Raw genomic sequence first — 12,659 nt, 5'->3', positions numbered from 1 at the left:
TCAGTCGCCGCGTCACACTAGCTCTGAAGAGGGATTAACAAAAATCAATAATTATTGGGTTGGGCATAAGTAAAGACTTATAGTCACGCCACCAGCCCTTGGCGCGAGCACTCCACAAATGCGTAAGTCCTTGATGAGACTGACATTGCGTCAGTTGCAGATTTTCAATGAAGTCTGCGATCTACGCTCCTACAGCCGCGCCGCCGATGAAATGAATCTCACCCAGCCAGCGGTCAGCCTGCAGATCCGTCAGTTGGAGGAACTGATCGGCCAGCCGCTGTTCGACTACGTCGGCAAGAAGCTCTACATGACCGAAGCCGCCGAGGCCCTGCAACGGGCCAGCCGCGACATTTTCGGGCGCCTGGAAAACCTCGACATGCAGCTCTCGGACATGCAGGGCTCGCTGCAGGGCCAGCTCAAGCTGGCCATCGAATCCAGCGCCAAGTACTTCGTGCCGCACCTGTTCGCCGCCTTCAAGCGCCAGCATCCGGAAGTGCATTTGCAACTGACCGTGGTCAACCGCGCCCAGGTGATCCGCCGCCTCTCGGACAACCGCGACGACCTGGTGATCATGTCCATGGTGCCCCAGGACATGGAGCTGGAATTCCTGCCGTTTCTCAACAACCCGATCGTCGCCGTGGCGCCGCCGGACCACCCGCTGAGCCACATGGGGCCGCTGCGCCTGCAGGACCTGGAGCCCTACACCCTGGTGCTGCGCGAGCCGGGCTCGGGCACGCGCCTGGCCTGCGAGGAGTACTTCAAGGAGAAGCGCGTGCACTTCACCCAGATCCTCGAAGTGTCGTCGGCGGAAGCTCAGCGTGAGTGTGTGCGGGCGGGTCTGGGCGTGGCCTTGCTGACGCGCCACGCCCTGAACCTTGAGTTGGCGACCGGCGGGTTGATCGAATTGCCGGTCGAAGAGCTGCCATTGCTTCGCAGCTGGTGCCTGGTGCAGGCCAAAGCCAAACGCCTGTCACCGGTAGCGCATGCGTTCCTGGGATTCATCCGCAGCGAACGGGTGCAGATCAGCGGGCTGGTTGAACGCTTCGACGGGAAGCCGCGGGTGCCGCCTGCCAGTAATTGACGGCCTCAAGCTCGGGGTAATCGTTGATTTCCTGCTGCAACTGACGCAGCTCGAAGCGGTGTTCGATCGCACGACGAAATTCCATGCGGCGCTGGTCTTCCTGCTGACGACGGGTCTTGACGGCGCTGTTGCTCTCTTCGTAAGGCCGGGCCATTTCGAGTCTCCCAATGCGAGTACGGGAGCTTCACGATGGACGTCGGCGGTTACGGTTTGGCGGCGGGTCGGTTACAGGACGATGAACATTCACAGCGCCTAGCTCTCTGTAGGAGCTGGCTTGCCAGCGCAGGCGTCCGTCAGTGCGATGCGCAGCCCAGAGGCCTCATCACCGGCCAGAGAGGCTCAGTCGTCCAGGGCTTTGACCGACTTGGGCGACAGACGCAGGCTGCGCAGACTGCGCTTGACGCTCTTGAGGTGGTTGACCAGGCTCGGGCCGCGGGCCATGGCCACGCCCATGGCCAGCACGTCGATCACCACCAGGTGGGCGATACGCGAGGTCAGCGGGGTGTAGATCTCGGTGTCTTCATGCACGTCGATGGCCAGGTTGACCGTGGACAACTCGGCCAAGGGCGTCTGGCTCGGACACAGGGTAATCAGCGAGGCGCCGCTTTCACGCACCAGGTTGGCGGTGATCAGCAGGTCCTTGGAACGCCCGGACTGGGAAATGCAGATGGCCACGTCGGTGGGCTTGAGGGTCACCGCCGACATCGCCTGCATGTGCGGGTCGGAATAGGCCGCCGCGGTCAGCAGCAGGCGGAAGAACTTGTGCTGGGCATCCGCTGCCACCGCGCCGGAAGCGCCGAAGCCGTAGAACTCCACGCGCTGGGCCTGGGACATGGCGGTCACCGCCTGCTGCAAGGCCACCGGGTCGAGCTTCTCGCGCACTTCCATCAGGGTGTGCAGGGTGGTGTCGAAGATCTTCAGGCTGTAGTCGGCGACGGAATCGTCTTCATGGATCGCGAACTGGCCGAAGCTGGCACCAGCGGCGAGGCTCTGGGCCAATTTGAGCTTCAGGTCCTGAAAACCGGAGCAACCGATGGCACGGCAGAAGCGCACGATGGTCGGTTCGCTGATGCCCACGCTGTGGGCCAGATCCGCCATGGAACTGTGCATCACCGCCGCAGGATCAAGGAGCACGTGATCGGCGACCTTGAGTTCCGATTTGCGTAACAGATGACGTGACTGAGCGATGTGCTGCAACAGGTTCAAAGGGCTGGACTCATTGTTATTGGCTGACGCCGGAGATGTAGCAAGCTTGTAGTTATACTACAGGAATCGTCTTTTTGCCTGCTCAATGCATCACGAAGTTGCCGGCCTACCCCCCATTTTCAGCCGGGTACGCCTTATGTAGCCGTTGTGGCGAACGCCGATAAAGGCTAGCGGGTCTGGGCCTGCAACAGCAGCGCCAGGCCCTCGGCGTTCACCGGGCGACTGATCAGATAGCCCTGCACTTCATCGCAGTGTTCGGCCCGCAGGAACGTCAGTTGGCCGGGCTCTTCAACGCCCTCGGCCACCACCTTCAGCGACAGCCCATGGGCCATGGCAATGATCGCCCGGGTGATGGCGGCATCCTCGCCTCCGTCGGCCAGCCCACGGATAAAGGCCTGGTCGATCTTCACGTAGTCCACCGGAATCCGCTTGAGGTAACTCAGGGACGAGTAACCGGTGCCGAAGTCGTCGATGGCCAGCTTCACCCCCAGGGCGCGCAGCTGCCGGAAGGTGGCAATGATGTGCTCGACACTGTCCAGCAACTGGCTTTCGGTCAGCTCCAGCTCCAGCAGGTGCGGCTCCAGGCCGGTCTCCTCCAGCACCTGGCGCACCAGGCTCACCAGCTTGCCCTGGCGCAGCTGATACACCGACAGGTTGACCGACACGCGAATCGGCTCCAGGCCCTGGCGCTGCCATTCACAGGCTTGCCGGCAGGCCTGGCGCAAGACGAATTCGCCGATGGGACCGATCAGCCCGGTTTCTTCCGCCAGACCGATAAAGTCTCCCGGCGGCACCCGGCCCATGGTCGGGTGATCCCAGCGCACCAGGGCCTCGGCAGCATTCAGGCGGCCCGTGGCCAGGCACAGTTTGGGTTGGTAGAAGACCATCAGCTGGTGTTCTTCGATGGCCTTGCGCAGCTGGTTCTCCAGTTGCAGCCGCTCCAGGGTGCTGGCTTGCAGGCTTTCGGTATAGAACTGGAAGTTGTTGCCGCCCAGGTGCTTGGCATGGGCCATGGCCATGTTCGCCTGACTGACCAGGGCGGCGATCTCCCGGGCACTGTCCGGCAGCATGCTGATGCCGATGGAGGCGCTGACCACCAACTCGTGGCCCTCGACGGTGATCGGCAGGCGCAACTTGCTCAGCAAGCGGGTCGCCACCCGGGTCAGGCTCGACAGGCTGCCGTAGGCATCGAACAGCACAGCGAACTCGTCCCCGGACAAGCGGGCGATGGTGTCGGCTTCCGGTAGCGCGTTGACCAGCCGCCGGGCCATTTTCTGCAACAGCTGGTCGGCCACTTCATGGCCGAGGCTGTCATTGAGCAGCTTGAAGCGATCCAGATTGATGTGCAGCAAGGCCAGGCTGCGGCTGCCCTGGCGCACCCGCTGATGGGCCTCGCGCAGGCGCTCGCGGAACAGCGAACGGTTGGCCAGCCCGGTGAGCTCGTCGTAGTGGGTGAGGTAGCGCATGCGCTCCTCGGATTCACGTCGGGCTGACAGATCGGCGAAGAAGCCCACGATATGCCGGACTTTTCCCCGCCTGTCGCGCACGACGTTCAGTTGCAGCCACTGCGGATAAAGCTCGCCATTCTTGCGGGTTTCCACCAGTTCGCCCTGCCAGCTGCCGTGCTGCTCCAGGGCCTGATGAATCATCGGATAGTGACGACGGGCGTCGCGGCTGCAGGACAGCTCCACCACGTTGCGCCCGAGCATGTCTTCGACCTGATAGCCGGTGACCAGACTGAAGGCCTGGTTGGCGGCGATCAGGGCGTAATCGGGGTCCAGGATGACAATCCCTTCGCTGGCCGCCTCGAACACCGTGGCGGCCAGGTCGCGCTGCGCTTCGAGCTCCTTGTCGGCACTGATGTCGCGCCGCGTGCCCACCATGCGCAGCACCCGTCCGTCGGGGCTGCGCTCCACCGCCCGACCACGGTCCTCGATCCACACCCAGCGGCCATCGCCATGGCGCACCCGGTATTCCACCTGATAGTCCTCGCTGCGGCCCTTGAGGTGCTCCACCAGGGCACGCTTGAGCACGGGCAGATCCTCGGGATGCAGACGCGGCTTGAGGTGGCTGAGCATCGCCGTGACGTCTTCAGGCTCCAGGCCGAACAGTTCCTTGAGTTGGGTGTGATGGACCTCGTCGGTTTGCAGGTTCCAGTCCCACAAGCCCAGTTCACTGGCATCCAGGGCCAGGGCCAGGCGCGCCTCGCTCTTGCTCAGGGCCTGGTTGGCCGCGTCCAGCTCCAGGCTGCGCTGAGCCACCCGCTGCTCCAGTCCGGCCTGGGCCTCGCGCAATTGCTCCTCGGCGCGACGGCGTTGCTCCACTTCCCGGGCCAGCTCGCGGTTGAGCTGGTTGCTGCGGCTCTGGGCGTCCTGCAGGTGCTCGATCAAGGCCTGATTCTGAAAGCGTCGCAGCAAGCCGCGCTGGATCAGGCGATTGACCTGCCAGGCCACCACGCTCAGGGACACCAAGAGAATCAGCCCCAGCCAGCCCCAGCCCCGCTGCTGCTCGTCACCGCCCCAGAACAGGTAGGCAATCGCCGGCAGCAGGCAAGGCAAGGTGAAGGAAAGAAAGGCTTGCAGGCTGACCGCATAGGCCACGCTGGCCGAAAGAATGGCCGCGCCGATCAGGCCGAAGACCCAGGCCTGCTGGAGAAAGTTGTCGGTGGGCACCAGGGCAATGCCGGCGCAGGCCAGGGTCAGGCCACTGACCGTCGAGCCCAGGAGAAACATGCGCTGCCAGACCGGCTGTGCCTGGCGACTGGGGATTGCCGAATCGAAAGCCGCTACCTGAATCACCCGCAAGGCCACCAGGGCCAGCAGCCAGACCATCCACACACTGAGCAACAGATAGCGCGCCGGGCTCCAGAGCAGCCAGGTGCACACCAGACCATTGAGCAACATGAACAGGGTCGGCAGCAGCGAGCCCTGATACAGCAGACGCGTGCGTTCCACCGCTATCTCGACGGCGTAGCGCAGAAGAATAACCCGCGGCTCCACCAGGGGTCCGGACAGGTCGGGATTATGGGTCATAGGCAGTGTTCTTATAATGGTTGAGCCCGAAACGTCGGCGGAGCATACACAAGCAAAGGCGCGAGCCAAACTGCTCCAAGTCATAAAATCGATAAAACCGATCCCCCATCAATCCACGGCGCAACAGCCCGGACTTGAAGCGCCGAAGGCTGCGACCTGTGACCGACCGGTCGTCACCCGCGGTTGTTTTATCGGCTAATGCAAAGCCGGGTTTGCCCGGGGTGGCGCGGCCCCCTAGAATGCCCCGATGCGCGATGATCTCTCCCTCCTGTTGAACTCCCTCAACGATGCCCAACGCCAGGCCGTAGCCGCCTCCGTGGGTCGTCAGTTGGTCCTGGCCGGTGCTGGCTCCGGCAAAACCCGTGTGCTGGTGCACCGTATCGCCTGGTTGATCCAGGTCGAGAACGCCTCGCCCCACTCGATCCTGTCGGTGACCTTCACCAACAAGGCTGCCGCCGAGATGCGCCACCGCATCGAGCAATTGCTGGGCATCAACCCGGCCGGCATGTGGGTCGGCACCTTCCACGGCCTGGCGCACCGCCTGCTGCGGGCCCACTGGCAGGAAGCCGGCCTGAGCCAGACCTTCCAGATCCTCGACAGCGACGACCAGCAACGCCTGGTCAAGCGGGTGATCCGCGAGCTGGGCCTGGACGAGCAACGCTGGCCGGCCCGCCAGGCCCAGTGGTTCATCAACGGGCAGAAGGACGAAGGCCTGCGCCCACAACATATCCAGGCCAGCGGCGACCTGTTCCTGGCCACCATGCGCAGCATCTATGAGGCCTACGAGGCCGCCTGCCAGCGCGCCGGGGTCATCGACTTCTCCGAGCTGCTGCTGCGCGCCCTGGACCTGTGGCGCGACCACCCGGGCCTGCTGGCGCACTATCAGAAGCGCTTCCGCCACGTGCTGGTGGACGAGTTCCAGGACACCAACGCCGTGCAGTACGCCTGGCTGCGACTGCTGGCCCAGGGTGGCGACAGCCTGATGGTGGTGGGCGACGACGACCAGTCGATCTACGGCTGGCGCGGGGCGAAAATCGAGAACATCCACCAGTATTCCGCCGATTTCCCGGACACCGAAGTGATCCGCCTGGAGCAGAACTACCGCTCCACCGCCGGCATCCTCAAGGCCGCCAACGCCCTGATCGCCAACAACACCGGGCGCCTGGGCAAGGAGCTGTGGACCGACGGCGGCGACGGCGAAGCCATCAACCTGTACGCCGCCTTCAACGAGCACGATGAAGCCCGCTATGTGGTGGAAACCATCGAAAGCGCGCTGAAGACCGGCCTGGCCCGCAGCGACATCGCCATTCTCTACCGCTCCAACGCCCAGTCCCGGGTGCTGGAAGAGGCCCTGCTGCGCGAGCGCATTCCGTACCGCATCTATGGCGGCCAGCGCTTCTTCGAACGGGCCGAGATCAAGAACGCCATGGCGTACCTGCGCTTGCTGGAAGGCCGTGGCAACGACGCGGCCCTGGAGCGGGTGATCAACGTGCCGGCCCGGGGCATCGGCGAGAAAACCGTCGAAGCCATCCGCGAACACGCGCGCCACAGCGATGTCTCGATGTGGGAAGCGATGCGCCAGCTGGTGGCCAATAAAGGCCTGACCGGTCGCGCCGCGGGCGCCCTCGGGGCCTTTATCGAATTGATCGAGAACCTCGCCGCCAAGACCCTGGACATGCCCCTGCACCTGATGACCCAGACGGTGATCGAGCAGTCCGGGCTGATCGCCTACCACGAAGCGGAAAAAGGCGAGAAAGGCCAGGCCCGGGTGGAAAACCTTGAGGAACTGGTGAGCGCCGCGCGCAACTTCGAGAACAGCGAAGAAGACGAGGACCTGACGCCGCTGGCGGCCTTCCTCGGCCACGCCTCCCTGGAAGCCGGCGATACCCAGGCCGACGAGCACGAAGACAGCGTGCAACTGATGACCCTGCACAGCGCCAAGGGCCTGGAGTTCCCCTACGTGTTCCTGGTGGGCATGGAAGAAGGCCTGTTCCCGCACAAGATGAGCCTGGAAGAGCCCGGCCGTCTTGAGGAAGAACGCCGCCTGGCCTACGTGGGCATCACCCGGGCCATGCAGAACCTGGTGATGACCTATGCGGAAACCCGTCGTCTATATGGCAGCGAAACCTACAACAAGGTGTCGCGCTTCGTCCGCGAGGTGCCCAAGGGGCTGATCCAGGAAGTGCGCCTGTCCAACAGCGTCAGCCGGCCTTTCGGCGGTGGCCAGTCGCAGAGCACCAGCAGCCTGTTCGGCGGCAGCGAGATTCCGGACACCGGCCTGAGTCTCGGCCAGGCCGTGCGGCACTCGGTGTTCGGCGACGGGGTGATCCTCAACTTCGAAGGCGCCGGCGCCCAGGCCCGGGTCCAGGTCAACTTCAGCGAAGGCAGCAAATGGCTGATGCTCGGCTACGCCAAGCTGGAAGCCATCTAACCCCACACGATCCGTAGGAGCTGGCTCGCCAGCGAATCTCACTGGCGAAGATCGGCTCCCGGGCCTCTTCGCCGGCAAGCCGGCTCCTCCAGTCAGTGCAGAAAAGGCAGCGCGAACATGGGTTCAGGCTTTTTTTCTTCGTGGACATTCTGGGCGCTGCTCTCGGCCACTTTCGCCGCTTTGACGGCGATCTTCGCCAAAGTCGGGATAGAAAACGTCAACTCGGATTTCGCCACCCTGCTGCGCACCGTGGTGGTACTGGTCAGCCTGGCCTTGATTTTGTACGCAACGGGCCAATATCAGTCCCTGGGATCGATTTCCGCCAAGAGCTATCTGTTCCTGCTGCTGTCCGGGCTGGCCACCGGGGCCTCCTGGCTGTGCTATTTCCGCGCCCTGAAACTCGGCCCGGCTTCCCTGGTAGCACCGGTGGACAAGCTCAGCGTGGTGTTCGTGGCCCTCATCGGCGTGGCCTTGCTGGGAGAGAAACTCGATCTGCGGCAATGGGGCGGAATCGGCCTGATCACCGCTGGCGTCGTGCTGCTGGCACTGCGTCGCTGAACGGCGGCGGGATTGAACCAAAGCCGCGTCCTTGAGGACAAAAAACCTATCGGCGAGCATGCCGGCGAACGGAGCTGAACCGAGCCTGTCAGGCAAAAGCCCGAAACATTATGCCGCTCGCCACTGACACTTCACCTGTGCAATATGGCGCGCGTGCCATCCACAAATGGGAACCCCCTTTATGAAACGTTTTCTTAGCATCGCCATGGCGCTGTGCATCGGCCTGACGATGAGCCTCGACGCCAACGCCAAGCGCTTCGGTGGCGGCAAAAGCGCCGGCGCTGCCCCAACCCACCAGACTCGCCAGGCGGCCCCGGCCACTCCGGGCGCGCCTGCCGCTGCCGCCACCGCTGGCGCAGCCGGTGCTGCAGGTGCCGCGGCCAAGGCCGGTGGCGCTTCGCGCTGGCTCGGCCCTCTGGCCGGCATCGCCGCCGGTGGTCTGCTGGCCTCCATGTTCATGGGCGGCGGCTTCCAGGGCATGCAGATCTTCGACATCCTGATCATGGCGGTCATCGCCTTTGTGATCTTCCGCTTCATCGCCGCACGCCGTCGCAAGCAGCAGGAGCAGTTCGCTCCAGCCGGCCACGCGCCCATGCAGCGCGAGGCGTTCGAACCTCAGCAACCGGCTGGCGGCTCGATCTTCGGTGGCTCGGCAGCACCTGCCGCGCGTCCTGTGATCAACGCTCCGGCCTGGTTCAACGAAGAGCGCTTCATTGAAGCGGCGCGCAACCACTTCCAGTCCCTGCAGCAACACTGGGACGCCAATGAAATGGACAAGATCGCCGAGTTCGTGACCCCGCAGATGCTGCAGTTCCTCAAGCAGGAACGTGCCGATCTGGGCGACGGCTTCCAGTCCACCTACATCGACAACCTGCAAGTGCAACTGGAAGGCGTGGATGACCGTGCCGACAAGACCATCGCCACCCTGACCTTCAGCGGTGTATCGAAGACTTCGCGCTTCGACCAGGGCGAAGTGTTCAGCGAAAGCTGGAACATGGAACGCGCCCAGGGCGACAACCAGCCATGGCTCGTGGCAGGTATCCGCCAGAACGGTTGATTCATGCCGTTGTCACAGCAGTAAGGCAAAACCCCGACTCAAGTCGGGGTTTTGCATTTCACGATTGCACTTATAGCGAGCTACTGTATAAACCGCCGTCAAACAACCGCGCCATAGAGCTAAGAGGACCCAGGCCGTGGAAGAAGTCATCGAACAACTCCGAGAAGCCAACGAACCGGTACCCGTCCCCCTGGAACTGCCGGACGAAGACCTGCTGGTGGAAATTGAGGAACAGCTGTTCATCAATATCCCGTTCGTCTTCAAAGAGTTCCTGTTGACCGTCAGCGATGTGGTTTACGGCAGCCTGGAACCGGTCACCGTCACCGACCCGCAATCCCACACCTACCTGCCGGAAGTGGCCGCCACCGCCTGGGACATGGGCGTGCCGCGGGAGCTGATCCCGATCTGCCAGGACGGCGACGACTACTACTGCGTCGAGGAAGACGGCACCGTGGTGCTGTGGTCCGGCGAAGAAGAGCTGATCACCGAAGAATCCTGGGAATCGGTGTGGCACTGGGCGCGGGACGTCTGGCTGGAAAGCTGAGTCGACTGCAGCGACGGACAGGCTCGCCAGCGCCCTGCTGGCGAGCGGCAAGGTCAATGCCCGCCGTTGTCCTTGCTGTGATCGAGGGTTTCGATCAGCGCCACCTGCATCCGCGTGTGCACGCGGATGAACCAGCGCCACAACACCGCGGCCACCGCTGCCGCCACCACCGCAATCAGCACCAGCAACTCCAGGGTTGGCAGGATGCTCGACGACAGCGCCGCCAGCAGCAGAAAGATCACCAGCAGCGACAGGATCGGAATCACCTCGGCGATCACCCGCCGCACCCGCTGGGTATGGCGCCCGGCCATCTCCGCCTTGACCCCCATTTCCGCCAGCAGCATCGACAGCGCCTTGAGCTTGCGATAGGCGGCGATCAGGAACGGCAGTGACAGCAGCAGGGCTGCGCCCCAGATCAATGCCTTCTGCCAGCTCGGATCACTGACCCAGCCCTCCAGATAAGCGCCAATGCGCCTGGCGAAATAACCGCCGGCAAAGAAGATCGCCACCACCAGCGCCAGATTGACCCCCACCTGCAGCAGGATCTTGCGGATCATCGATGCCAGCAAAGCGCCCTCGCCCTGGGGCTGGATGCTGCGCAGCCACTCGCCATACATCCCCAGCACCCGGCTCAGGCGCTGGGGCACAACCCCCGCCAACTTCGACGACAAAGGATCGGCCGCGCGGATCAGATAGGGCGTGAGCAAGGTGGTAATGGCGGATACCGCCACCGCCACCGGGTAGAGAAAGTCGCTGGTGACCTGCAAGGTCATGCCCAGGGCGGCGATGATGAAAGAAAACTCGCCAATCTGTGACAGGCCCATCCCCACGCGCAACGAAGTTCGGCCGTCGTTGCCGGCGATAAAGGCACCCATGCCGCAGGAAAACAGCTTGCCCAGGACCACCGCCACGGTGATCACCGCAATCGGCCAGGCGTATTGCAGGAGGATCTGCGGATCGATCATCAGACCGATGGCGACGAAGAAGATCGCGCTGAACAGATCGCGAACCGGCTCGATCAAGCGCTCGATCTTCAGCAACTGACGGGACTCGGCCATGATCGCGCCAATCAGGAAGGCCCCCAGGACCATGCTGTACTCCAGCTTGACCACCAGCAGGCAGAAACCGAAACACAGCCCCAGCACGGTGATCAGCAGCATCTCGTTGCTGTCGAACCTGGCCACGTAGGCCAAGAGGCGCGGCACCAGCAGAATGCCCACCACCAGGGCCACGATCATGAACAGCGAGAGCTTGCCGACCGTGGAAAACACCTCGCCGGAGCTCACCGTGCCGCTGACCGCGATGCTCGACAGCAAGGCGATGATGCCGATGCCAAGGATGTCCTCGACGATCAGCACGCCGAAGATCAGCTGGGCGAAGCGCTCGTTCTTCATCTTCAGGTCATTAAGTGCCTTGACGATGATGGTGGTGGAGGAAATGGCCAGGATCGCCCCGAGGAACAGCGAATCCATGGTGCTCCAATCGAACCAGCGACCGATCTCGTAGCCGATCCAGATCATCAGGACGATTTCCAGAAAGGCCGCGATAAAGGCCGTGGCCCCCACCTTGAACAGCTTGCGCAGGCTGAATTCCAGCCCCAGGCAGAACATCAGGAAGATCACCCCCAGCTCGGCCAGGGTCTTGATGGTCTGTTCGTCGTGGATCAGGCCGAAGGGCGGCGTGTGCGGGCCGATGAGGAAGCCGGCGACGATGTAGCCCAGCACCACCGGTTGCTTGAGTCGATGAAAGAGAATGGTCACCACGCCTGCGACCAACATGATCACGGCCAGGTCCTGAATGAAGCTGATGGCATGCATGGCCAGGGTTCTCCTTGAAAGCTGGGCGGCGCAGATCGCCTAATTAGAAAGCTCTGATCGGCAGTAGGAAAAATCCTTAAGGAGTGTCGGAAAAAGCCCTGGAACGGGTGTTTTGCAGGTTAACACCGCGACTTCCGGCGGCAAGGCGGTGCAATATTAGGAAACAGATCCCCCGGGGCGTGACGGCGTGGCCCGGCCCGGCGTCCCGTTATCGATGGTTTGAAAACCTTGAACCCAGCACCCGCAGAGGTGCTCCAGCAACCCCTGCCCAGAACCGTGAGCGTGCTATGGAACCCGGAAACGCCCAGCTGTCGATGACGGTATTGATGACCCCTGACATGGCCAATTTCTCTGGCAATGTGCACGGCGGCACCCTGCTCAAGTACCTCGATGAGGTCGCCTATGCCTGCGCCAGCCGTTATGCCGGTCGCTACGTGGTGACCTTGTCAGTGGACCAGGTAATCTTTCGCGAGCCGGTGCATGTCGGCGAACTGGTGACCTTCCTGGCCTCGGTCAACTACACCGGCAACACCTCCATGGAAGTGGGGATCAAGGTGGTGACCGAGAACATCCGCGAGCGCTCGGTGCGCCACACCAACAGCTGCTTCTTCACCATGGTGGCGGTGGACGACCAGCGCAAACCGGCCCAGGTGCCGCCCTTGCAGCCCGAAACCGCCGACGGCAAGCGGCGCTTTATCCAGGCCCAGCAGCGCCGGCAGATCCGCCAGGAACTGGAAAAGCGCTACCAGGAAATCAAGGCCGACGGTCCTTGATACCCCCGCTGCATCGCTGATTCAGCAGGACCACGGACGGTCCTCCCCGCGTCACCCTCCCCAGCGCCTTCAGCGCTCCGCTGCCTGCCCTCGCGCATTTTCCAGCAGGCTTCTGCGGTCATCCCGAATGGCCACATCCATCCCTTTTTGACCACATAGA

Annotated in this window: 10 protein-coding genes; 6 read left to right on the top strand and 4 right to left on the bottom strand. The window is 63.1% G+C overall.

All coding sequences use genetic code 11. The annotated features are described in order from the left end of the window. The first annotated feature begins 118 nt into the window (after positions 1–118). A complete protein-coding gene (locus GWQ44_RS06060) occupies positions 119–1,081 on the top strand; it encodes a LysR family transcriptional regulator (protein ID WP_047306689.1) in 963 nt (320 codons plus the stop codon). On the opposite strand, the gene GWQ44_RS06055 is transcribed toward GWQ44_RS06060, so the two are convergent. From GWQ44_RS06055 to GWQ44_RS06045, 3 genes are all read right to left on the bottom strand, one after another. After that, a complete protein-coding gene (locus tag GWQ44_RS06055) occupies positions 1,023–1,235 on the bottom strand; it encodes a hypothetical protein (protein WP_016966283.1) in 213 nt (70 codons plus the stop codon). The two genes, GWQ44_RS06060 and GWQ44_RS06055, sit on opposite strands and share 59 nt — an antisense overlap. 185 nt (positions 1,236–1,420) lie before the next feature. Further along, positions 1,421–2,287, bottom strand: coding sequence for a transcriptional regulator HexR (gene hexR, locus GWQ44_RS06050; RefSeq protein WP_011064325.1), 867 nt, complete (start codon positions 2,285–2,287; stop codon positions 1,421–1,423). 167 nt (positions 2,288–2,454) lie between these two features. Next, on the bottom strand, positions 2,455–5,319 hold the full coding sequence (locus GWQ44_RS06045) for an EAL domain-containing protein (RefSeq protein ID WP_275926873.1): 2,865 nt from the start codon (positions 5,317–5,319) through the stop codon (positions 2,455–2,457). Positions 5,320–5,566: 247 nt separating this feature from the next. On the opposite strand from GWQ44_RS06045, the gene uvrD reads away from it, so the two are divergent. The 4 genes from uvrD to GWQ44_RS06025 all read left to right on the top strand — a co-directional run bounded on the left by uvrD (position 5,567) and on the right by GWQ44_RS06025 (position 9,909). Continuing rightward, positions 5,567–7,750, top strand: a complete 2,184-nt coding sequence (gene uvrD / locus GWQ44_RS06040; RefSeq protein ID WP_275926872.1) for a DNA helicase II — start codon at positions 5,567–5,569, stop codon at positions 7,748–7,750. Between the two features lie 117 nt (positions 7,751–7,867). After that, positions 7,868–8,308 carry an EamA family transporter gene (locus GWQ44_RS06035; protein WP_047306691.1) on the top strand — a complete coding sequence of 147 codons (441 nt, stop codon included), beginning with the start codon at positions 7,868–7,870 and terminating at the stop codon, positions 8,306–8,308. Between the two features lie 181 nt (positions 8,309–8,489). Next, positions 8,490–9,365 (top strand): Tim44 domain-containing protein, encoded by an 876-nt coding sequence (locus GWQ44_RS06030; protein ID WP_047306692.1) that lies wholly within the window; start codon positions 8,490–8,492, stop codon positions 9,363–9,365. Between the two features lie 136 nt (positions 9,366–9,501). After that, a complete protein-coding gene (locus GWQ44_RS06025; protein WP_007927598.1) occupies positions 9,502–9,909 on the top strand; it encodes an SMI1/KNR4 family protein in 408 nt (135 codons plus the stop codon). A gap of 53 nt (positions 9,910–9,962) precedes the next feature. Here GWQ44_RS06025 and GWQ44_RS06020 read toward each other — a convergent pair whose 3' ends face one another. Next, positions 9,963–11,726: a cation:proton antiporter gene (locus GWQ44_RS06020; RefSeq protein ID WP_275926871.1), complete on the bottom strand. Its 1,764-nt coding sequence runs from the start codon at positions 11,724–11,726 to the stop codon at positions 9,963–9,965. A gap of 287 nt (positions 11,727–12,013) precedes the next feature. Between GWQ44_RS06020 and GWQ44_RS06015 the strand changes: the two genes are divergently transcribed. After that, a complete protein-coding gene (locus tag GWQ44_RS06015; protein WP_016966278.1) occupies positions 12,014–12,499 on the top strand; it encodes an acyl-CoA thioesterase in 486 nt (161 codons plus the stop codon). Positions 12,500–12,659: the final 160 nt, after the last annotated feature.

Origin of the sequence: Pseudomonas sp. 3MA1 (assembly GCF_029237275.1) — a bacterium.
Lineage (GTDB): Bacteria > Pseudomonadota > Gammaproteobacteria > Pseudomonadales > Pseudomonadaceae > Aquipseudomonas > Aquipseudomonas fluorescens_AP.
The sequence above is the reverse complement of the archived record's forward strand: the minus strand, read 5'-3'. Positions and strand labels throughout refer to the sequence as shown.